The sequence below is a fragment of the Fictibacillus gelatini DSM 15865 genome (assembly GCF_000430745.1).
GTDB classification, from domain to species: domain Bacteria; phylum Bacillota; class Bacilli; order Bacillales; family Fictibacillaceae; genus Fictibacillus_A; species Fictibacillus_A gelatini.
Genome location: NZ_AUMP01000024.1, coordinates 1 through 23137, shown reverse-complemented (window position 1 = coordinate 23137; position 23137 = coordinate 1). Strand labels below are relative to the sequence as shown.

Below are 23137 nucleotides of genomic sequence, written 5' to 3'. Positions count from 1 at the left end.
TTTGTATGGAACGCCTATGGACTAAATCGTTTATCGGACTTACGTTGACTTTGTTTTTCTTATGCTTCGGGTTTTATTTGCTCCTTCCAACATTACCGGTTTACATCAAAAAAATAGGCATCGGTGAATCACAACTCGGATTAATCATCGGAGGCTTTACGTTATCCGCAGTTATTGCCCGTCCTATTATCGGGGGACTTCTAGATCGTTTCGGTAGGCGCTTCTTTATAATTGCGGGCCTTATTATCTTCGCAATCTCTATGTTTCTGTACAACTGGGCAAGCGGAATTGTTTTTTTACTGTTTTTGCGAGCACTCCATGGATGCGGTTGGGCCATTTCGACCACATCTATCGGAACTTCGATTACCGATGTGATCCCTACCCGCCGCCGGGGTGAAGGAATGGGGTGGTATGGCATGTCAATGACTGTAGCTATGGCTATTGGGCCCATTATCGGTGTATGGTTGATCCAAAGCTACTCTTTCCGTCATTTGGTCTTTATGGCTTTCGGCTTATCTGTGGCTGCCATCCTTATCGCCCTGGCAACGAAGGTACCGACATTACAATCGGACGCCAAAAGAAAAGTGGTGTTTTTCGACAAATCTGTCCTGCCTATATCTGCAGCAATATTCTTTTTGGCCCTTACGTATGGCGGTATTACCACATTCCTGCCGCTGTTCGCCGAATCCATTCAAGTCAATGCAGGTACTTTCTTTTTGATCTATGCCATCACACTGACCGTCACCCGTCCTGTTGCGGGAAAGCTTTCGGATCGTTATAATGAAGGCTCGATCATTATCCCGTCCTTGATTATTACAATTATCGCCCTGCTCCTCTTGAGTTTATCCACTGGATTAAAAGGAATCGTTGTTTCTGCAATTTTGTATGGGATTGGTTTCGGGTCAGCGCAGCCGACGTTTCAAGCGGCCATTCTCTCCCTTGTTTCTTCTGCAAAAAAAGGGGTGGCCAATGCTTCTTTTTTCACGGCCTTAGATTTAGGGATCGGGCTCGGATCGATCATTCTCGGATTGGTTTCTCAGTACCTGGGCTACCCATTCTTATTTGCGGCATGTGCTGTTTCAGGATTCATTTCTTTGCTGATTTTTGTACTTTTTGTCAAACGAACATTACAACTTAGAAAGAAGGCAGATAAAAGTGAGAATTCTCATTTGACATCTTAAGTAGCAAATTTTTTGCGCCAGTTGTTAGTTACAGATAACTAACATTCTGTCTGATGACGTTGATGAACATGACAAATTAAATTTTCTGCTTTGTGTGCGCTGAACTCGGAGAAAAGAAGCAAACGTTGCACTTGCCTGGGTTTTGGCCAATCTAATGAGACAGTTCCAATTGTCGGGTGTCCTTTAGACACCCGCTATTGGACAAAAATTAGTGCCAACCTTTAAATTTTGTCTTTTAGCTGATCAACGAATGAAAAGTGATTTCTCAAAATCATCTCATGGTTCCCATACTTTTGATTTTGGCATCCACATGTATGTTAATTTTTGATGCTGCGAGGGAATCTACCCAGTGATCCTGGTTTTTTTTCCATTCGGGATAAGTGTAGGCCCGCGCATAAAGACCAAGCCCTAAAGGATCAACTTTATTTTTTTGCAATTTATGAATTAACTGGTTGAGATCTTTTTCAAGTTGGTTTTGAATGTTTTTTTCAAGTTCCTTAGAATTTATTTCCACTCCCAATGGAATTACCTGTTCCCCTAGCCCAAATTTTAATTTTACATTGATATCGAAGACAAAACGGCCTTTATACCGGACCCTTTTCTTCACTTTCAAGACCGGAATCGAGAAGCTAGCGTACGTTTTCTTATCATGTGCCGCTTTCGAAGAAACTGGTAGTGTGAGAGAGTAATCCCCTTCCCTTTTTCCTTCTAAAATGCGCAATAATTCAGTTTCGTATTGCGTGATGGATAATTGATATTGCCCTTGCTTTGTAAGTAATGTGGAGCCTTTTAATTCGATCCTTTTCCCTTTAGCCAATTCGATAATCCACGGTGTTCGCCCTTTGTCTACCATTTGTCCGCGAAACTCCTGCAAAGTCGTCCTTCTAATAAGATTTCTTTGCGCAGCTGTATCAATTAACTTTGTTAAGTACAAAGGAAGGCGCGGTTTATCTACCGGTTTATCAAAAATAATATCCTTAACGGCTCCATCAACAGCGACTACACGAGAGGTTACCGTATTTTTAGGGTCTCTGTAGAAAGGATCGAGATATTTGTCCCAGTTCTTCATTTTTAAAAGCCTTTTGCCGATCAGAAAAATTTGCGTTTTACTTCCTGATGATAAGCCCATCACCCTTTCATCAAAACTATTTCTGGAATTGCGCAACGAGACTGCTTTAACCTGATACACTTCCTCCTTAGTTTCCGCCTCTTTATTAAATACGGGGCTGGACATATAAACTAGCAAATCGCCCTGGTCATCCAAATCCATACCTAAAACGAGCGCGGCGCTAATATCTTCAATTGCAGTCTGGTCAAAACATCCACTGATCACCAGTGACATGAGTGAAAGGCATAAGAAGATTTTCCGTCTCATAGGGCTTTCCTCCGTTTATATTTCTCATATCCCCAACTGTACATCCATAAAAAAGCCGGAAATAAGTAGGCAAACACAATTCCAGCGTTTGCCATCCAATGTTGCCACGTTTCAAACTCTTCCCAGGTTGGATGAATGATCAATGTCCCCGCAATGAACAGGCCTAAAAAAATAGGGACGTGAGAGTGGTGATCCGCTTTGTTCATCAACTGGCTGGAACAATATACCCCGCAATAAAAATACGGGATCCAGGTGGTAGAAGCGATAAGAAGCAAAATATTCAATATGATCATATCCACTCTCTCAAAAAAACGAAATTCAATGACTTTCAGCAAATTCAGTACAGGCTGATTATAGCCTGTAATTTCATCAGGGCTTATAAATATAAAACAGGCGAGAGTAACAACTAGATAAAAGAGCATCGTTAAGGTATTTGCAATGACAATGCCGCGAACAGCATGCTCTTTTTTCTGTAAAAAAGGGTAAAAGAAAAAGGCGAGCTCAAACCCTAAAAATGAATAAATAGCCGGGAGTCCGGAAGCTGCCATTTTGCTCCACTCCACTTTAAACAATGGAAACAAATGCAGGAAACTCCCATCCTTTAATAAGACAAGAAAGAGAACCGGAACCCATATTGTCAAGTAAAAAACCAATTCCGAGTACCTTCCAATAATTCTCAGGCCATTTCTTACAATAAGGAACGTTGGAATTGAAAATAAAAACATAATGAGATAATCAGGGGTATTGGGAAGAAACCATCCTTTGATATATAGCATGGCGTTGATCAGTATAATCCATGTGAACCAGATGTTGTATAACATGTAAATAAAAGTAGCTAACTTCCCAGGCACTCGGCCAAATAAATGCGTAAGTATGTCAGTGACGGTCTTATTTGGATACTTTTCCGCAGTCTTCACTAAAAAAATGCTTGCAGCAACACTGAGCAACCAGCCAATCACAACACCCATCCAACCGTCTGTACCAGCCCTCTCAGCAAGAACTCTCGGCAGAGCCAAAAAACCCGCCCCTATTTGAGTTCCCATAATCAAAAACACAAATTGGTAATAAGTGATTTCATTAAACGTATATTTTTTCATCATCTCACCTTTGCTTACGGCTGTTCCCCTGGCGATTTGCCTGAATCGTTCTGACGCTTTTTGGCCTTATAACCATTTTCCATAGTGGAAACCGAATGAAGGAGTCCTTCATATCAGAGAATCGGAATGGGGCCAATGGGCTTGAATATGGCGTACCTAAAGATTCAAGGCTAATGATATGGCCCAATATTGTCATAAAGCTGATCATGATTCCGGTAATGCCGAAGAGCGCGGCTAACATGATCATCGGAAATCGCAATAGCCTTACCGCCGTCCCCATATCATAACTAGGAATAATGAAAGAAGCGATGGCGGTAGCGGCGACTATAATCACCATGATATTGCTCACGACCCCTGCCTGAACCGCCGCTTGCCCGACTACGATTCCCCCAACAATTCCAACCGTCTGCCCCATTGGCGCTGGAAGGCGCACTCCAGCTTCCCTCATCATTTCAATGGTTACTTCCATTAACAGTGCTTCTAAGATCGGCGGAAAGGGGACCATTGATCTTGATTCCGCAATCGATAAAAAAAGCTGCAAAGGGATGACCTCATAATTAAAAGATATAACCGCCACATATGTGGCAGGCAGGAACAAAGTGATCATAAAAGCAAAAAGGCGAAGAAGACGAATGAAAGAAGCCGCTATCCATCGGGTACTGTAATCATCAACGCTTTGAATAAAAGACATCAATGTCGCCGGCGCAATTAATACGGCAGGAGAACGGTCGACAATCACCGTAAATCTCCCTTGAAGAATTTGGGAGGCAGCGGCATCCGGCCGTTCGGTCAATATAAATTGAGGGAACGGGGAAAATGGATTATCTTCAATGAACTCCGCCAGCTCTCCTGTATTTATGATCGTGTCCATTTGAATCTGTCGAATTCTGTCTTCAAGCTCTTGCAAAACTTCTTGACTGGCGACATCAGCCAGATAGGCAATATAGACCTTGGATTTCCCGCGGACGCCAACGGTAATTTCCTTTATGACCAGTTCACGATTCGGAATATACCGCCGCAACATGGCGACATTCTGACTTCCAGTTTCTACAAATCCCTGGTGAGCGCCCTTCAGCGATGTTTCAAGCTGTGGATCTTCAATTGCTCGTTCCGCCCATCCTTTTGTATCCAAAAGAAACACTTTCGTTTCACCGTCAATAAATAGGGCGCTGGCTCCTTCAAAAAGCGAATTTTCAACAAAATTCCATGTATGAGCGACTTTAACGTCCCCAACGGTTGTCGGCAATTCTTTTTCAGGATCGAAAGAGATTTGCATTAAGGATCGCAAAACGTTATTACTGATTGAATTTTTATCAGATAAGCCATCCAGGTAAACTAAAGCCGCTTTCACCTTGCTGTTGGCAAGATTGAAATTTCGGATGACCAGGTCGGGCGCCTGGTGGAAAAGACGGTGAAGTTCCTCGATATTCACGGATAACTGAGAGGAGATCGGACGATCCTTCCGTGAATCCTGTTGAACTTGATGATCGGATGGTTGTGTTTTTTGATAACTTGAGTAACGTTTATATTTCAAAAAACGAAAGAAAAAAATGGAAAATTCACCTCTTTCCCCATTGGTTACCATATTGTTTCTCATACGCCAATTCATTATGCAAGTTTTTATGGACCGCTTATTCCCTTTCCTTCGTTACGATCCAGAATCTTTTTCATCTCCCCTCTACACAATGACGACCTTCATCACCTATCCCGTGATTTAACTCACATGTTTTTTCCAACTGCTGATCATCAGATGGAAACAACATCCAAAAAAGGAAGGGTGGCGCTGTGAATTAAACCTAATGATCCAGAGGGTATACTTATTTAACTAAATTAATATTGATAAATTGTAATTTTATTAACCGATGAAGAATGGGCAGCCCTGCCCGACCTGGCAAAAGCATTCTATGAAACTCCCGCCCCAACATCAAAAGTCAATCAAACATTGAAAGATGGTGAATAATTCCATTTTTTTGATTTTCCCGCCAGCAAAACGGGGATTGACAACATTAAACAAATGATAAAAAAGCCTGAATTTCTCCATACAATGCACCCTATTAAGCAGACACCAAAAAACGTCTACCAATAGGGCACTTGTAAATTTAATGCGAAGAAATTAGGCTTTTTCTCATTCAATGAAGGAAAAGAGGGACCAAATATAAGAAAATAGCTGGATTTCTCAAGTGTTTTCTTCTTTTCCCTAATATTCTTTTTTAATTACAAAATATGAACCCCGAATGGTTCCGGCCAGTTTAGACTTCTGCCTGGCAAACTTAAACTTCCCTTCTAACTCTTTTGGTATGTCCATCCCCTCGGAAAGCTTGAAACCAACAGCTCGCTTTTTAGGGTCATCAACCGTATACATGACGTTGACCACAAGACCATCCTCATAAAAGACGTAGGCGATTTTGATATTTTCCACTTGAAAACGCGATGTTTCTAAAGGTTTGGCCGCAAACTCAAGATCACGTTCTTCTTTCAAAATCCGGTTCACATAATCAATGGTCTCCTGACTTTCGCTTGCAGGCACTACCGTAAATTCGTGCTTGTATTTGTTCATGAAGTAGCGGGCTTCATTCGCACGCAAACCAGCAAGCGCTTCTGCCACAGGTGAAGATTCTAAACCAACCGTAGATACATGTTTAAAATCAACGGTATAGGACATTTTTCATCTCTCCTCATCACATTATTGATTAACAACGGGAATCCACATTTCGCCAAATACTAAACCGTCTCGCTGCCCCATCAGAACCGTTGCATTTGGCCCGCCCACATAAGCAAAGTTTGCTTCAGGCAAGATCTGGCCAAAGGCAATACCAGCAAGCTTAGTATTCAACTCTTCCGCCGTATTCGCTTCCCCTTTTACAACCAGGTATTCTCCCTTAGGAAATTGAATCACTCTTGATGCTTCAGGTAACGATTCCTCTGTCATTACGCCAGCATAATACATCATCTTGCCATTTACCGCTTCATTCACGGCAAAAATGTAGTCATTTGTGGCAATCGCTTTTAATTTGTCAAGCGTTCCATCCTGGCTGGCAGCCAACCAAAAATCAGCCTTTTCCTTGTTGATGCCAGCAACGTCTCTGTAATCGCTCTTAAGCTCGGTTCCAATCCCTAAAACGGTGAAACTTTCTTTTTGTTCCAGAGTGTAATCTGCCATTTTTGAATGCCTCCTCTTTTTTATTTGTTTTTTTACTTGATGAGTTTATAATACCCTTAAATCATGTCAAAAAATGATACCGTTAAGGAGGACCCGATGAAAAAAGTTGAACGGATTAATGTCATCATGCGGTATATCAACAACCGCTCTCGCTTTACCATTTCTGAAATCATGCGAGAATTTAACATTTCTCGGTCGACAGCGATTCGAGATATCAGAGAAATAGAGGCCATGGGGATGCCGCTTGTCGCTGAAGTCGGAAGGGATGGTGGGTATTTTGTCATGAACAACTCTGTCCTGCCCTCGGTTCGCTTTACCGATAATGAGATTAAAGCTCTTTTCATTGCCTTTATGGCCACAAGAAATCAGCAACTCCCTTATTTAAAGAGCCGTCAGTCTTTAGCTGAAAAATTACTGGGTCTCCTCTCGGAAAATCAGCAAGATGACCTTATTCTTTTAAACCAAATCTTGCTTTTTGAAGGGACGAACCCCCATAATCCCGACTTGCTGGATCTGTCGGATCTGCCCCACCCCATGTTAGAAAAACTCATTCAACATCTTTTGTTGGATCGCTATTTATTGATTACTGTCGAAGAAGAAACAGTAGTCAAATCTTATCCCATTTATCTCTTGCACCTTTATCGCGAAAAAAGCTTATGGCAAATTGAAGGCTTTAACCTGGAAGATGAAAAAAGGCATATTTTTCCTGTCGACCATCTTATCGATGTCAAACTATTCCCTATGAAAAAAAGAGTAAGCAAGAAAAAGATTTTAGAACAATTAAGGAAGCAGGAAGAAGCAATCAATCTTGTCCTTGAACTTGGCCCAAAAGCGATTGCCCAGTTCAAAAAATACCATCCATTAAAAGTTTCCATTTCCTATACGAATCCTTACCAGACTACAGCCATTCTAAAAACGTTTGTCAATGTTAACAACCCCGAAGAATTGACCGAAATGACCAATTGGCTGCTTTTCCTCGGTAAGGATATCAAGGTCAGGGAAATGCCCGAAGAAGTCTTAGAAGGTATGCGAGAAAGATTACGCTTATACTGCTAATAAGCAAGGGTCCGGGTTTTTTCTATTTCTCTTAATACGAAGAGAAAATGTGAAAATTTATGAATGGAAGTATTGATGAAGCCAGCAAAAGGAACAAATCACGCTATTTCAGCAACACCGTCCACACGAATTCCTTTACTGGTCGTCGATTTAGAAAAGGAACAGGTTACTCCTATTGTTGCCGTATAAACTATTAGTTGTTCGCAGCAGGTGAAGTGGTGTTAATAATCGTGCTTCCCGATTGTAGATGGGAGAGCGCCGCTTTAGTAAAATAAAAATTTAAAAAAAGATTGGGTTAAAACCATATCACTAAAGAGAATCCAGGGCACCGCCCCCTTACCCATTCTCCTTTTGTAATTGCTGTGCAATCGTAAAGCCGATAAGGTATGCAGGGGCTGTAGTATTTCCGTCTACAGTAAAGGGAACAAGAGAGTCGTCGGCAACGATTAACCCTTCTACCCCGTGGACCCGCCCAAGAAAATCCACAACTCCCCCTTGATTCAATGGAGCCATGCGAAGGGCGCCTTGTTGGTGATGATTATGCCCAAAATTCTGCTTGATAAACTCCTCAAGCTTACCATCATTATTAATGATTTCCAGTGTCGGCGACATAAGTTGATATGCGGGATCAATGGCTGAAAGCTTATCTGCAATATTTTTGATATAGACTCTGTAGATATTTTTTATCGCCTCCAGGTCAGCAGGATTTTCCAGAAATCCCTCATCAGCGAGGACAATTTTTAAAGGGTCATTGGTTTGGATTTTAATCGATCCGTGGCTTTTGGGACGTAGGAAAAGAATGACGATAGACAATAAGCCATCAGAACTAACTCTTCCTACCAACTGTACCGCACGGCGACTTTTGTCGGATCCGGGTGTTGGATCAGGCAAAAAGGCGCCTCCCGTATATAAGGCAGCTGGGTCATTAAGAGGGAGTGGTGTATCGCTCGGATTCGTAGTAAAAGTGGCAAAGTTAAGCGTATGGTTTCTGAGGTTTTTACCCACGTTGGGATTATTAAAAATAACCGGAATGTTTGCTTGTTTAAGCTGTTTTCCAGGTCCAATGCCGGAGAGCATTAAAAGTTGGGCACTATTGATCCCTGCGGATATTATCACTTTTTTATGAGCAAAAGCTCGAAAGCATTGTCCTTCTTTAACAAATTCCACGCCAATCGCCTTTTTTTGCTTAAAAAGAATGCGAAGTGCCGTAGCTTTATAGATTACCTTAAGTTTCCGTCCATTTACACCCATACCGTTAGAATGAATGATATCGGATGAAAGGAAAGCGGTAGATGAACTTTCGCGTCGGCCATTTGGCTTCTGGAATAATTGCCAACGGGTAAAAGGGCCAAGAGGTGTTTGAGGATCGTTATAGTCAAGTATTCTTTTAAATCCTGTTGCTCGCTCCATCGCTAAAACAAGCTTTTTAGCCATATTGGTTGGCTTAGCAGGCGCTTGCCTTATGTCAATCCTTCCGTGATACCCATGGACATCAGGTTTTTTTGTCTTTCCGTTATATTTTTCTAATTGTTTAAAACGGCGGATTGCTTGCTGGGGTGACCAGAGTGGCCCTAAGAGCTTCTCCCATTCGCGTAAAACCGACGGTGTCGGTCTAACATACTGTTCACCATTGATTGAAGACCCGCCCCCTGAGAGCCTGCCAGTCGTCCATTCAAACGAGCGGTCATCAAGTCCTTCCTGAGGAACCCCTTCACCTTGCCAAAAGTATTGCGGAAAAAAATGCTCCTCAAGTTCGGGTGCAACTGTTGAATCCTTAATCGGTTGATCTTTGTCGTTATTTTCTCCCGCTTCTAAAACAAGAACGGACGTTTTTTTATGATCGCTAAGCGTCTTTGCAATCACCGCGCCAGCTGGGCCGGTTCCTATGACAATGTAATCAAATGCCAAATTTTCATTATTTTCATGAATCCGTTCCATTCTATATCCCCCCTTACTTTTCAGCTTATGACGTTGTCATCCTGTATAGGAAGAAATTTTACGTCAAACGGTTAAAGCTATAGTTATCGGCCGTACTCTAGTTAATCATCTAGTGCAAAATTTTTGCTACTACACCCTTGTCCATTTCCGATTCCTTGCTAAATTCATAGTCTATGATGAAGGGAAACCCTATAATAGTTACCTTCAAAATAAGAACATAGGAAGTGAGCAAGCCTAATGACTTGGGAAAGCCGAAAAAGACTTTGTCAGGAATTTGCTAGAATTCTTGGCGGAATGGGGAGTTTAGATGAAAATGGCGTTTGTCTTGTACAAAAATTCCGCAACATCAATTTTACTATTCTTGGGCGCCGCGCTAAATCTCCATTAGTGATTCCTCAATTTTTTTCGTTTGAAGATGTTGATAGAAATGGCAGGGCATTAAACTTAGGTGAAACCGTGCTGTTGCAAGAGGAAGCTAATCCTTTAATGAGTGAGCTTCGCAAACGAAATATCATTGTCACTGCATTGCACAACCACTGGTTATTTGAAGAGCCGCGGGCGATGTATATGCATTTTGAATCCGTTGAGCCTCCATTAGAATTTGCTAGAAAAGTTCGGGAAGCATTTAGAGTTTTAAGGGGATAACCATAAGGGCAATTTATCAATCGCCTTCTCAATACTAGTGCCCCTTCTAGAAAAATAGTTTTCAGTATTCGTTATTTTAAGAACACCTCGTTAGATCTGTGAAATGAGGAAAAACGATCACGAATCGTTACATGATGTAAAATGATTTCGTTCTCGGACAATAAATGCTCGTATTTGGACAATAAGTCATCCGGTTTAGACAATAACATCTTACTTTTGGACAATAAGCAAAAAAACTACTCATTTTATTGTCCGACACAGGCCATTTATTGTCCGATGGAAACGATTTATTGTCGGAAATCAACTGTTTATTGTCCAAATGCCATGAAAATAGCACCACACTACCACATTTGATCCTGTTTTTGCTTCTATTTTTTTATTTTTTTTACAAGCGAATTCTAGAAAGCTGAAAGGGCACTAGTTAGTTATCTATCCCGTTGAAATGCCGCAGTGGAAAAAATTCTTTCCACTTCGGCATTTATTATCCTACAATCATCGATGACGGCCTAAGCGGCGGCATGCAAATTAAACCTGAGCTAGTACGCCTTCTTCGGCTAATTCTATTAACTGTACCAGTTCTTTTAAAGAAGTTCCAATAATCATATCACCCTAATTGAAAAAAAGGATTACTCCTTCTCTCAATCTATCATATGCATTGCCAGGCCTATCACCTAACCGATATAAGAAGAATTCTTCTCGATTGATTAACCGGCCCGCTTACAGAACATCGTTATTCCAGCGGTTCCGTAATACACAAAGTTCCTAATCGTCCTGCCTTAGGTGCCACACTATATTAGAAAATCACAAAAAAATCCATCTTGAATAACAAATCAAAATGGATTTTATGTTGCCTAATTTGCGAAAATACAGTTGACAGCACCAGAATGTTGGTATAACATTAAATTGACTGATTGAGTCAATCAAAAAAAATATTAGCTACAGAACTTTGTTCATACTGAAAAAAATTTTTTGTACAGCAATTGACTGACTAAGTCAATCTAAAATCAGGAGGAATGATGACTGTGACAACAAATCCCAACATAAGCAATGCCATCGTCATTGGTGGAGGTATGGCCGGATTAATGACCGCAAGAGTACTCTCGGACCATTACAAAGAGGTGCTGATCGTCGAAAAAGATGACTATCCCTCTGAGCCTGACCTTCGTCCGGGCACTCCACAGGCTTTTCATCCACATCGTTTCACGGCACGCGGAAAGTTGATCACCGAACGGCTGTTTCCAGGATATGAGCAAGATTTGGTAGCACAAGGTTCCCCTTCATCTTTTAACAAAACCGTTTATTTCATGAACCAGCACGGGACCCTTGAAATGAAGTATGAACGGAATGACATAAAGTTCAGCAGAGCAGTGTTGGAATGGGTTATACGCCAACGCGTAAAAGCTATTCCTAACGTGCACATCCTGACTAAACACGATGTACTCCGGTTGTTAACGACCCCTGATCGATCAGCGATTACCGGCGTTCTGACTAGAGATCGCGATCAATCAGGGCAGGAGAAAACGCTCATCGCCGATCTTGTGATCGATACAAGCGGACGTTCTTCTAAACTTTCGGCATGGCTTAACGAGTTGGGATACGAGGTACCGAAGCCGGATCTGTTGAAGGTTTCGCTCGGTTACAGCACCCGCCGGTATAAAGTGCCTTCACATCTAACGCATTTGATCGACAAATGGGACGTTATTAACCTTCAAGGCCAGCCTGAAAGCGGTACTTATACAAGTGTGTTCTCCTTTATTGAGAACCAGATCGCCGAAGTGCTGCTCTACCGCCCGGGCGGGATCTATCCTCCGACAGATGCTGCCGAGTTTGAACAGGCAGTAGCACAGCTTCCAAGCCCGATCATTGCGGAAATCGTGCGCGATCTGGAACCGATCACCGCTCCCCGGGGTTTCCGGGTTCCGGAGTTGTACTGCCATCGCTACGAGCAAATGAGCCGATGGCCTTCCGGATTGCTCGTCCTGGGAGACGCTTACTGTATATACGACCCGATCTTCGGCCAGGGCATGACCGTCGCCGCGATCAGTGCAGAAATACTGGAAGCCTGTTTGGTAGAAAGAGGCTTCGATTTCCAGCCCGACTGGGAGCACGGCGTTCTTCGCAAAATTAAAGAAGCGATCGAGCCTGCCTTCTGGCTGAATTGCACAGCCGATCTGCAGTGGGAAGGCGTCGAATACGAAGGTTCAGATACTCGCGCCGGGAATGCGTTTAGCCGGGAGTATATGGAGCTGTACCTTAAGCATGCTATAACTAAACCTGATTGGAAGCTCTACGGGCTTTATTGGGCTGTGAACACGTTGTCAGTATCCCCCCGCCACATATTCAACCCGCAGACAGCAGTCCAGGTTCTGTCCGCATCGACTGAAGGAAAGCGGCTGCTGTCCGGGCTTACGGCGAAAGATCGACGGTCCGTTGAGACGATACTGGATGAGTGGCTTCCACGGTTTTCGGAAACACCGTTCAATTTGAACTGATTTGATATACTGGTAGTAGATCTTACTATAGTCGAAAAGGAGTACACGACATTGGCACCATTAAATGACGAACAATTGCATCAAATCCGCGATGAACGAAGAGAGCAAATTAAGGCGGCCGCCATCCAGGTTTTTGCCCGTAAAGGCATCATTAGCGCGAAGATGAGCATGATAGCGGAAACCGCGGGCATCAGCAACGGGCTGCTTTACCATTATTTCAAATCGAAAGATGAATTGTTCATATCGCTTGTTGAAGAAGCGATGGCCGAAACGGAAGCGGCCATCCAAAGCATCTATGAACTGTCGGGCACACCTATCGAGAAAATTAAGGCATTGACGGCCGAAATTCTCGACGAAAGTGGCGCACCGTACTTCATGCTCATTCACCAGGCGCGTACATCGGACGGTGTGCCCGAGAAGGTTAAGCAGCTTCTCGAACAGTATTCGATGGATACTTTTATCGATAGGTTGCTTCAGTTATTCCAGGAGGGCCAACTGGCCGGAGAATTCCTGGAAGGTGATCCAAGAGAGCTAATTGCCTGTTATTTATCGGTACTTTCCGGCATCATGGTCATCAATTCGAGCGGGATTGATGACTATCGGATTCCGAAAGCCGATATGCTGCTGCGGCTGATTGCCCGTTCGTGATAGATTGCACACAAAAAAGGGGGATTCGGTAACAATTGGTCGAAGTTCCTTGCCCAATAGACCCTCCCTACATCCGCCACTGGCACGCTTTTTTAAACAATTACATGTGTTATAAGACCCTTCAAGCTAAACATTAATGAATGAGCCGTTTCTGAAAAGCAAGAGAAACGCATGCTCAATAAGTTTACGTCACCTATTTAAAAAAACGCTATTTTTCCTAATTCATTTACGGAAACAATAGCGTTTTTTGTAATTTTTCAGGCCAAACAGCCGCGATTTTTCAACGTTAGAAACATCAAGAAAGCTCATTTGCTTAAAAGAATGCGTAACTTTTTTCATTTTTCAGTTGACAAAAATAAAAAAGCAGCATATAGTTTTATTAAAACCGTTTTAAAAAAACTAAAAAGAGGAGCTTGATTATGGATGTATGAACTTCTTGTCCTTTCGTTATTAATGAAATTTCCATTACATGCTTATTTGATCTCCAAAATATCGAATGACACGATTGGCCCATGGGAACAAGTAAGCAGAGGCACGCTTTCAACATTATTAAGCAAGTTAGAAAAAGCCGGTTTGATTCAAGAAGCCGCCGACCCGGACACTGTCCCTTTTCCGACGGATCGGCCATCTCGTACGTTTGAAATAACGAAAAAAGGGAGAGATCGTTTTTACGAGTTAATGATGGATACCAAAAAAAATCTCGGGAATTATCAAAAAATTTTCCACATAAAATCCATTAACTTGGACTTCTTAAGCGATGAAGATCAACTCTATTTAGTTAATCACTATATAACCTATTGCCAAACAGCCATTGATCATATTAAAGCACAGCAAGTAGAATTTGATGAGAATCCTGAACAAGTGAAGTCCATTCAAGATTCTTCGTTTTACAGGACGATCGAGAGTTTAATGCATCTGAATAGAGAGCAATGGAATCTGGAAAGGCAATGGGCAACTCATTTAAAAGAACAGATTATGATGAGCATTGAAAAACGAAAATAGAAAGGAGCATTCAAATGACACAAGTATGGACAGCGGAAAAAGAAGAAATAAATGTTTTGTTTAATGAATTGTTTTCGGCGTGGAGTCACGGGGATGGAACTGCATTTGCGAATTGCTTTACGGAAGATGTGGACTATATTACTTTTTTCGGACAGCATCTAAAAGGACGGAAAGAAGTGGAGAGTTCCCATCAAGAATTATTTGATGGCGTATTAAAAGGGTCACAAATGAAGGGGCGGATCACGAACATTCGTTTTCTTAATGATGAACTGGCTATAGTCCACTGCATAGGAAATACGAAAATGCCAGGCCAAAAAAATTATTCTGAGAAAAGAGAATCCATTAATACCAATGTCGTAGTTAAACAAAACGGAAAATGGAAGATCACTTCTTTTCACAACTGTCGGATAAAAGAGCCCAACTTTTTTATGAAATGGCTGATGAAAAAAGGCAAAAAGAATAAGTAAAAACACGGATACTGCCAGAAGCTGCTTTTGGCAGTATCCACAGTTTATCATGATTCATATTTTTGAAAAAAATCAGCCATTTTATTGAAAGCCGCCTTTGCTGAAGCGGCATGATAATTTGGGGAGAAAGGGTCACTAAACCCATGTTGTCCGTTACATTTATGTATCTCGATTTTCTTTTCTTCTAATGATACCATTAACTCGTCAACATTAAATGATGGCTCTTTTTGCGGAAAAAATAACATTGTCGGACATAATGGGTTGATTTCCATGTAATTCCTAATTCGAGAACCATAGTATCCGACAATTCCGTTAAGAGATTCTTCCTCGCTACACAGCCAGGCAACAGTTGCTCCCACACTAAATCCGACAATAAAAATCTTTTGATAGTTGTCTTTTGTATCTAATACTAATCGTTTAATTTTTTCCGTAGCATAGTCAAAACCTATATTTTCCATAAAATTGCGATATGCGATATCCTCCTGGGAATAATCAAAAGGGACTTCTTGTTTTAATAAATTGGGGCAAATGACATCAAATTTTTTTTCTGATAACGATTGACAAATATAATTCATATGCTGGTTACGTCCATAAATTTCATGAACAACAATGATGGCAGTGTCCGAATTATTCTGTATGTTTAACACCTTGTACCTCACAATGAATGTTTCCTCATATTATACATTAATAGTGTACTAGTGAACTAGCCTGAAGATCATTAAGCCGGTTCATATAAAAAGGCAATTGGACAAAGGGCTTTCTCCCTCCCGTTGCTTATTTGGCAACTACGAGGAGGGAAAATTGCCGTCCTGCTATTTAAATCCGACCACGAGTGCGTTCCTGTCACGACAAACAAAAAAGGCCGAAACATTAGAGATTAAGAAGTAACACTCTTTTTGTAATGAACAAGTGTTGCCTTTTCATTTAAGCTCTGTTTCCAGTTTTCTAACTGTTTGTAACCCATTTTTTCATACAAATAACAGTTGCGTTTTTCCTCTAAAATCGTCCGCAATTCCCATGTCGTTGCTTGCGGAAAGAGCTCCTCTAGTAAACGGAGCGCTTTCTGAGCTATCCCCTTCCCTTGGTACTCAGGCAAAATAAACATTGGACTGATCCAGAATTGTGTCTCTTCTCTCCAAAACACGCAAATCGCCCCTACAAGGACATCATCGAACAGTATTTTATAAAATCCTCCATTAGGATGATTGATCCTTGTTAGTACTCTATCTATTGTTTCATTAGCAGGATTTGTATCGTAATCCTTATATTTTTCCAATAACGGTTTAAACGCCTTTACTTGAATATCAAAAATGGCCTCCGCATCTGTTTTTGTTGCTTTTTCCAATCGTATGTCCATCCAACTTCACCACCTAATTTATGTATTGTATTATTCCACAAGTCTCTCATTATTCCTTCTTCCAATAGCCCGCCCCTGTTAGGACAAAAAAAGCCGCCAAATCTGGCAGCGAAAATTAAGGCACTTGCCTCCAGTCGCCCTCTATGAAGGGTAAGCACCCACCCAAGAAAAATGGAGTTGCCGTTCGTTCTTTCATGGTGTTTTTACTAAAACTTTAATTAAAATTCGACGTAAAAGGGATGAAGTTTTTCGTTTAAACAATATTCAATTCTTTGCCTGAAAGTTTGCCAGGTTACCATTTCCAAAGCTTTTTCAATAGGAAAGAAACCTACTTCCAAACTTTCTGGAGAAGTTGTCAGCTCTCCACCAATTGGTTTTCCTAAAAACAATGTGTTACATATAGAACCGCTTACATTTTGATATATCCCACAAAATTTGATCACTTCAATTTCTATACCACTTTCTTCTTTTGTTTCCCTGATTGCAGCATCCTTCAGTGACTCTCCTTCTTCAACCTGGCCGCCGGGCATTTCCCACCCTCTTCGGGGACCTTTAATTAATAACATTTCATTTTGCTCATTAAGTACAACGGTTGCCGCTGAGACAATATGTTTTGGTGTTGTCATTTTTTAACCTCACATTATATAAATATACTAATCTAATTATTCCAAGTCCTGAACAAGCATATCTCTTTTTTTCAGGCCGTATAATCTCATCAGACATTTCACCAGTTTGTTTATAAAAAGCAGGCTTTAATGGCTAGTCTCTATAATAGTTTTTAGCAGTATAAATCGGCCACTCCCAAAAAACGCCACCCTGGGACACTACAAATCGATCCAACCAAATTTCAAAGTTTGAATTAAGACGAGTCGGATCATCCAGCTCAATTAGATCCACAAACAAAAGGTAGTTTGATTTTCTTCCGTTTGCTTGCATAGTGTCGATACAAACATATCCTGTTACATTTTGATAATAGCCAATAGGACACCAATGGTTAGGAAATTCCATCTCTTCATGAATGTTTTTGATTTCTTCTAAACGATATAGTTCTAATCCGCCGCCATATTCAGGATCATCAAAGATATTTGCTCCATTATGAAGAAGAAGGAAGTCCTTATAGTCATCAGGTAATTTCCATCCTGTGTTTTTTTCAAATGACAAGATATTTTCTTGGTTAGTAGACTCATTGAATTCACATATAACTTCTCCGACTTCCCCACCTTCAGATTGTAAGATTAGTTTTCCATTCCCTAATCTCAATCTTTCTTTTAAACCATTTAAAGTTGATTGAATTAAACTGCCCATGAGCCACCTCTCATAATCCATTTAATATCCATACCACCAATGAGTAACTTCTTTATGCAAGAGCTTTGTTAAAGGAAATAAGTTACCCATGCTGTTATCTCCTCCGAAATGTAGTGGTCGTTTTGGTGTATTTCAAGTTTATTCCAGCTCCATTTTGGTTTCCCATATTCTTATCATACCATTTGATAAATTTTTTCTAATCACTTTTCCTTGGAACTTGGCCATTTTTAAAACTTTTTCCATTTTGTAGTTGTCGAATTCATCATTTTTGTATGGTTATGTTCATTTGTCATAATAGGATACCCCTGACTGGCTGTCTTGCCGATTCTGATTTCACCGGGAAGGTTCGGGTGTCCCGCCGGTTGGAAGTTTAGGTTTACATTTCGAAAGGCCAAAGAGCAAATGTAAATAAAAAAAGAAGCCCATAAGGCTGCTAATCCGCGGTGCACTTACCCTAACCGGCGTTTAAATGCTTTGCTGGCGAAGATGTAAGCGATGACCATGATGCCGACGCACCAGGCAAGTTACTTTTTTCTCCCAATATAAAGCAAGTGAGTGGATATTCCGAGAATATAAGGATCCGATGCTCTTTCTTTAATGAAATTGATAATTTTTTTCATCTCTTGCTCACCCTTGTTTCTCCAATAATTCCAACTATCCTTATTCAAAATTGCCCCTACATTAGAACCTATTAACTCCAAAGTTTCAAATCCTTGTGCTTCCATAAAAGGATTGATGTCTGCAATATTAAAATAGTAAGCACCCGTAAAACGTCCCTCATCTGCATGATTAAAGCAACCTGATTGAAAAAATTCAAAAATGGTATCCATATTATCGTTTGGCTTCCAGTTCTCAGGAAATAAAAGCGATGTAAGTACGTGCCTAATTCTTGGCATAAAGGCGATAAAAACAATACCATTCTTCTTTGTCACCCTATGTAATTCTTCAACTGCCTTAATACGGTCTTTTTCTACCTGTAAATGATACATAGGACCAAGCATTAATGATGCATCATACTGTTCATCTTTAAGCATATGAAGTTCTCTTGCATCAGCTGTATAAAAACCATTAAATTGTCCTTCTAAATCAAGCTCTTTTGCCTTATTTTCTGCAGTTTCAACTAATTTTGGTGTTAAATCGGTTAATGTTATTTTGTAACCTTCTTTAGCAAGCTCCATTGAGTATTTTCCTGGTCCAGCACCATTATCAAGAACATGACCTGCTCTTGGCAGATATTTTTTTATATAGTGCCAATTCACCTGGAATTCTATCGGTTCACGATCAAGTCTTGCCCACTCATCAAATTGATTATAATAGCTAATCACCTTACTCATAAATTCCACCTATTTTCTCTATTTGATTCTGGTTCAATTCGACAAAAAGTTATACAATCCTTCTTAAACGACTTTATTTTTTACAAACATACCCCTGACTGGCTGTCTTGCCGATTCTGCTTTCACCGGGAAGATTCGGGTGTCCCGTTTGGCTGGAAGTTTAGGTTTACATTTCGAAAGGCCAAAGAGCAAATGTAAATAAAAAAAGCAGCCCATAAGGCTGCTATCCGCTGTACCGTCATGGTGCACTTACCCTAACCGGCGTTTAAATGCTTTGCTGGCAAAGATGTAAGCGATGACCATGATGCCGACGCACCAGGCAAGCGCGATCCAGATATCGTTGCCGACAGACCCTTCATATAAGAAAGCACGAATCGCATTCACGATGGAAGTCACAGGCTGGTTCTCGGCGAACGCACGGACAATTTTTGGCATGGTTTCGGTAGGGACAAAGGCCGAACTGATAAACGGCAGGAAAATTAGCGGGTACGAGTAGGCTGTCGCCCCTTCCATAGATCCTGCTGTCAATCCGGGAATGACCGCCAGCCATGTCAGCGCCAGCGTAAACAGACCAAGTATCCCGGCTACCGCGAGCCAATCGAGAATACCGGCGTTGGAACGGAAGCCCATCAAGAGCGCGACGAGGATCACGACCACGATCGTAAGCGCATTGGAAACAAGCGAGGTCAGCACGTGAGCCCACAATACCGACGAGCGCTTGATAGGCATGGTAATGAAGCGCGCCATCAGCCCGCTCTTTACATCCGTAAACAGCCGCACGGAAGTATAAGCAACGCCTGATGCGATAGCCATCAGCAAGATTCCCGGCAATAAATAATTGACGTAGTTGTCCGTTCCTGTCTCTATGGCTCCGCCAAATACGTAGACAAACAGCAGCATCATCATAATCGGCGTAATCGCCACCGTGATAATCGTATCCGGGCTGCGCATGATGTTGCGCATTAAACGTCCTAGTAATACCCCTGTTCTACTTTTCATTTTACATCTCCTCCTTTTTGCCGATGATCGCGAGGAAAATTTCCTCCAATGTCGGCTGCTTCTCGATATACTCCACTTTCGCTGGCGGGAACTTCTCTTTGAGTTCGGCAAGGGTACCGGTCGTGATAATTTTTCCGCCATGCAGGATGGCAATTCGATCCGCCAGTTGTTCGGCTTCCTCCAGGTACTGGGTTGTCAACAAGATGGTCGTGCCGCCGCCGGCAAGCTCCTTGACGGTCTCCCAGACTTCGATCCTCGCTTCAGGGTCAAGCCCTGTTGTCGGCTCGTCGAGAAAAATGACTGCCGGCGTCCCGATCAGGCTCATGGCAATGTCAAGACGGCGCTTCATCCCACCGGAATATTTATCCGCCCGGCGGTTGGCCGCCTCAAGCAGGCTGAATCTTGCAAGCAGATTGTCGGCGACTTGAGCGGGATTGGAAACTCCCCGCAACCTGGCGATCATCATCATGTTTTCCCTTCCTGTAAGCATGCCGTCTAAAGCCGCAAACTGCCCTGTCAGGCTGATCTTGTTTCGAACATGCTCCGGCTGACGCTGGACGTCATAGCCGCAAATAGCGGCTTCACCGCCATCGGGCTTCATCAGCGTCGAGAGAATGTTGACCGTCGTCGTCTTGCCCGCTCCATTTGAGCCCAGCAGCGCGAAAATTTCGCCACGCCGCACCTCAAAATCCACCCCCTTTAAAACTTCCTTGTCTTTAAAAGATTTTTTTAACCCTTTTACAGAAATCGCCGCATTGCTCATCTTTTTTTCCTCCTTATAAAAGTGTCTTGCGGAGTCAGGTTGCCTCACTCCGCTATTTAGTTTCACCGATAACCTGTATAACTGAATACCGGATTAAAAATATGACTGAATAACGAAGTGACCATTCACATTTGTAACCAGCTATTCAGTCGGTAGGATCTATTGATTCACTTTTTTCCCAATCGTTTCATGATGCTCTCGTTCAACTCTTCTCGATACTTGGCGACATAGGTTTTCGCGTTGGCCACGAGTTCGTCGGCAAAGGAAGCCACGTCATCCCCGGTAATCTCCAGCACTTGTCTGCCTTCTGCCGCACCGGCTTCAAACAAATCGATTAATTCATACTGCATGCGCAACATATCCATCCCGTTGCCCGCTGAGAAATTCCACATGTAGTTTTGGATTTTCTTAAATACGTACTGGTAGTCCTCTGGCAGGGATTCAACCCGTGCCATCATCATCTTGTATTCTTTTTTATCACCAATCATTTTTTTGAAGAATTCCATCATGTTATTTTTCCTCCTTTTGTTGTAAAGCCCAACCAGACACTCCACTATTTTTATGAAGCTAGATGGACTTTAAGACGTTGATTTTTGAGGATACAAAATCCCACTTTTTCCAAAACAACTCAAGTTCCTGGAGGCCAGCCTCATTAAGTGAGTAAAACTTGCGGGGCGGCCCCATATCGGACGGTTTCTTTTCGATGTTCACAAGTTTTTTCTTTTCTAATCGCACGAGGATGGTGTAGACCGTCCCTTCCACGACTTCGGTAAACCCGAGCTCGTTCAAGCGGCGGGTAATCTCGTAGCCGTAGGTTTCATGGCGGCTGATGATTTCGAGCACGCAGCCTTCCAGCACGCCCTTCAGCATTTCAGTTAAATTCTCCATGGTCAGAACCTCCTTTCCGTTAAATTTTCATGGTCAGAACCCCCTCTATTTTGTCTGACTTATATTCTGTATAACTTAGTACCAGGGAAAATTTTTACTGAATAGCTTTTGAGGATCACACTATTCAGTAATGCTTATTACATGTATATCGTAACACTGAGTAGGAGTGATGTCAACTACTTTTCTTAAAAACATTTTTGCAACATCTTTATTCAGCGGTGTCGGTATCATAACACGGAAGTATTGAAACCTATTTAAAGAAGAACTTCCAAAGGTTTTGCCGTATTACAGGTAAAATGCGCATTTTCTAATCATTTGAATACAAATGATTTCCCTTTCACCTTAATCAATTGTTGAGCATATTTTAGAATAGGCATTGACCTAAGAATTTTTCAGAAAGGGGCGAATCACATGCCTTCGCTTGTTGTAGGTCAAATAAAAATTACGACTGTAGGAGACGGAACCGTAAATTTCGGGGATACGAGACATATTAATCCAAAAAATACAGCGAAATCTTACCTTGGATCTGGTAGCGCTGTAACCGGAGATTTTCTAAAAACCTCTTCTTTTGTTAACTCCACAGCCACCGTAGATAATGAAGTAATTGATGCTGATGTTACAGGTGGCATCTAATGCGAGGTTTTTCACCGCGCATTCAAGATCTTCGAAAGCTGCAAAACCTGAAATCGCTTTCCTGAACGTAATCCCTTCTGGAAGTTCGAGGGGATTTTTACATCACTCCTCTATTTTATGAACTTCTTCAAAAGAGAGCGGTTCACCGGTCACCTCAAATTTTTTAAAACGTATGCCTCTTTTTTCGCCTAACTCTCTACTTACAAGATGAGAGATTATTTAGGGAGGAAGATGGCGATGAAATCTGGATACATTGAAAAGTATCAACTATTAAGCGAGTTTAAAACGGTGAAGGAATTTAACGAACATATTTGGCGGTTTCTTGATGACCATCGAACGGCGTTTTCAAAAAGCGAGTTGATCGCGTTTCACCAGCTGACAAAGTATAGCGTGAAAGTGATTGGCGTGTGCAATGCGAAAATTGGCACGCTTGTTTCCGCATCCCATAAAGAAAAAGGCGGCATTTCCCGCTCCACTTTCGAACGTATGCTCCGCAAAGCGAAAAAATTAGGCATTTTATCCGTTCATCATGCGCTCCGTCAAAAGGGCGGGTATGCCCATAATGTTTTTGTTTTCCATCGCTATGACGCACCGCTTGAGGAGAACATGAAGGATCGGCCAACTCCCGAAATCCCATGTCCTATAAGCGAAACAGAGGCAAAATCCGAGCCGGAAACTACTTCTTTTTTAGAAACTAATCCAATAAAAACTATAAAAAACGAATATATACGTAAGGAGAAGGCGCCTTCTTTGACGGAGCTTGATGAGACGTACTTGCCTGACTATATTCCGGAAGC

The 23137-nt window shown here is 41.8% G+C and carries 23 protein-coding genes and 2 pseudogenes; 9 read left to right on the top strand and 16 right to left on the bottom strand.

The window, feature by feature from the left end; translation table 11 throughout:
* The first annotated feature begins 5 nt into the window (after positions 1-5).
* On the top strand, positions 6-1181 hold the full coding sequence (locus H538_RS0112510; protein WP_026677897.1) for an MFS transporter: 1176 nt from the start codon (positions 6-8) through the stop codon (positions 1179-1181).
* Positions 1182-1452: 271 nt separating this feature from the next.
* On the opposite strand, the gene H538_RS0112505 is transcribed toward H538_RS0112510, so the two are convergent.
* From H538_RS0112505 to H538_RS0112480, 5 genes are all read right to left on the bottom strand, one after another.
* Positions 1453-2556, bottom strand: coding sequence for a Ger(x)C family spore germination protein (locus H538_RS0112505; protein ID WP_026677896.1), 1104 nt, complete (start codon positions 2554-2556; stop codon positions 1453-1455).
* Complete coding sequence (locus H538_RS0112500) at positions 2553-3653, bottom strand: GerAB/ArcD/ProY family transporter (protein WP_026677895.1); 1101 nt, start codon at positions 3651-3653, stop codon at positions 2553-2555. Before H538_RS0112500 ends, H538_RS0112505 begins: the two co-directional genes overlap by 4 nt.
* Positions 3654-3657: 4 nt before the next feature.
* Complete coding sequence (locus H538_RS0112495) at positions 3658-5238, bottom strand: spore germination protein (RefSeq protein ID WP_051291467.1); 1581 nt, start codon at positions 5236-5238, stop codon at positions 3658-3660.
* A gap of 612 nt (positions 5239-5850) precedes the next feature.
* Positions 5851-6315, bottom strand: a complete 465-nt coding sequence (locus tag H538_RS0112485) for a hypothetical protein (RefSeq protein ID WP_026677893.1) — start codon at positions 6313-6315, stop codon at positions 5851-5853.
* Positions 6316-6336: 21 nt separating this feature from the next.
* A complete protein-coding gene (locus H538_RS0112480; protein WP_026677892.1) occupies positions 6337-6813 on the bottom strand; it encodes a GyrI-like domain-containing protein in 477 nt (158 codons plus the stop codon).
* 96 nt (positions 6814-6909) lie between these two features.
* On the opposite strand from H538_RS0112480, the gene H538_RS0112475 reads away from it, so the two are divergent.
* Entirely contained in the window at positions 6910-7869 is a 960-nt protein-coding gene (locus tag H538_RS0112475) for a helix-turn-helix transcriptional regulator (RefSeq protein ID WP_026677891.1), read from the top strand.
* A 336-nt stretch (positions 7870-8205) separates the two neighbouring features.
* On the opposite strand, the gene H538_RS0112470 is transcribed toward H538_RS0112475, so the two are convergent.
* Positions 8206-9807, bottom strand: coding sequence for a GMC family oxidoreductase (locus H538_RS0112470; RefSeq protein ID WP_026677890.1), 1602 nt, complete (start codon positions 9805-9807; stop codon positions 8206-8208).
* 237 nt (positions 9808-10044) lie between these two features.
* On the opposite strand from H538_RS0112470, the gene H538_RS0112465 reads away from it, so the two are divergent.
* The 5 genes from H538_RS0112465 (at position 10045) to H538_RS0112445 (ending at position 15061) form a co-directional block, all read left to right on the top strand.
* Entirely contained in the window at positions 10045-10452 is a 408-nt protein-coding gene (locus H538_RS0112465; RefSeq protein ID WP_026677889.1) for a DUF1259 domain-containing protein, read from the top strand.
* A gap of 1016 nt (positions 10453-11468) precedes the next feature.
* A complete protein-coding gene (locus tag H538_RS0112460) occupies positions 11469-12944 on the top strand; it encodes an FAD-dependent oxidoreductase (protein WP_026677888.1) in 1476 nt (491 codons plus the stop codon).
* A gap of 51 nt (positions 12945-12995) precedes the next feature.
* A complete protein-coding gene (locus tag H538_RS0112455) occupies positions 12996-13592 on the top strand; it encodes a TetR/AcrR family transcriptional regulator (RefSeq protein ID WP_026677887.1) in 597 nt (198 codons plus the stop codon).
* A 423-nt stretch (positions 13593-14015) separates the two neighbouring features.
* Positions 14016-14594: a PadR family transcriptional regulator gene (locus H538_RS25095; protein ID WP_051291465.1), complete on the top strand. Its 579-nt coding sequence runs from the start codon at positions 14016-14018 to the stop codon at positions 14592-14594.
* 14 nt (positions 14595-14608) lie between these two features.
* Entirely contained in the window at positions 14609-15061 is a 453-nt protein-coding gene (locus H538_RS0112445) for an SgcJ/EcaC family oxidoreductase (protein WP_026677886.1), read from the top strand.
* A gap of 47 nt (positions 15062-15108) precedes the next feature.
* Here the strand turns inward: H538_RS0112445 and H538_RS0112440 are convergent, their stop codons facing one another.
* The 10 genes and pseudogenes from H538_RS0112440 to H538_RS0112400 form a co-directional block, all read right to left on the bottom strand.
* Positions 15109-15708: a dienelactone hydrolase family protein gene (locus H538_RS0112440; RefSeq protein ID WP_026677885.1), complete on the bottom strand. Its 600-nt coding sequence runs from the start codon at positions 15706-15708 to the stop codon at positions 15109-15111.
* Between the two features lie 230 nt (positions 15709-15938).
* Entirely contained in the window at positions 15939-16418 is a 480-nt protein-coding gene (locus H538_RS0112435) for a GNAT family N-acetyltransferase (protein WP_026677884.1), read from the bottom strand.
* A gap of 218 nt (positions 16419-16636) precedes the next feature.
* Positions 16637-17044: an NUDIX hydrolase gene (locus H538_RS0112430; RefSeq protein ID WP_026677883.1), complete on the bottom strand. Its 408-nt coding sequence runs from the start codon at positions 17042-17044 to the stop codon at positions 16637-16639.
* A 133-nt stretch (positions 17045-17177) separates the two neighbouring features.
* Positions 17178-17723, bottom strand: coding sequence for an SMI1/KNR4 family protein (locus tag H538_RS0112425; RefSeq protein ID WP_026677882.1), 546 nt, complete (start codon positions 17721-17723; stop codon positions 17178-17180).
* A gap of 449 nt (positions 17724-18172) precedes the next feature.
* Positions 18173-18247, bottom strand: a pseudogene (locus tag H538_RS27135) (ABC transporter permease); the annotation flags it as partial.
* Positions 18248-19057, bottom strand: a complete 810-nt coding sequence (locus H538_RS0112420; RefSeq protein WP_026677881.1) for a class I SAM-dependent methyltransferase — start codon at positions 19055-19057, stop codon at positions 18248-18250. It lies immediately after the preceding pseudogene.
* 249 nt (positions 19058-19306) lie between these two features.
* The gene (locus tag H538_RS0112415) at positions 19307-20056 is read right to left on the bottom strand and encodes an ABC transporter permease (protein WP_026677880.1); all 750 of its coding nucleotides are present in this window, start codon (positions 20054-20056) and stop codon (positions 19307-19309) included.
* 1 nt (position 20057) lies between these two features.
* On the bottom strand, positions 20058-20819 hold the full coding sequence (locus H538_RS0112410) for an ABC transporter ATP-binding protein (protein ID WP_026677879.1): 762 nt from the start codon (positions 20817-20819) through the stop codon (positions 20058-20060).
* 167 nt (positions 20820-20986) lie between these two features.
* Positions 20987-21328: a DUF1048 domain-containing protein gene (locus H538_RS0112405; RefSeq protein WP_026677878.1), complete on the bottom strand. Its 342-nt coding sequence runs from the start codon at positions 21326-21328 to the stop codon at positions 20987-20989.
* Positions 21329-21386: 58 nt separating this feature from the next.
* Complete coding sequence (locus H538_RS0112400) at positions 21387-21707, bottom strand: PadR family transcriptional regulator (RefSeq protein ID WP_026677877.1); 321 nt, start codon at positions 21705-21707, stop codon at positions 21387-21389.
* A 411-nt stretch (positions 21708-22118) separates the two neighbouring features.
* On the opposite strand from H538_RS0112400, the gene H538_RS0112395 reads away from it, so the two are divergent.
* Together H538_RS0112395 and H538_RS25090 are read left to right on the top strand one after the other, a co-directional pair.
* On the top strand, positions 22119-22340 hold the full coding sequence (locus tag H538_RS0112395) for a spore germination protein (protein WP_026677876.1): 222 nt from the start codon (positions 22119-22121) through the stop codon (positions 22338-22340).
* Positions 22341-22577: 237 nt separating this feature from the next.
* Positions 22578-23137, top strand: a pseudogene (locus H538_RS25090) (hypothetical protein); the annotation flags it as partial.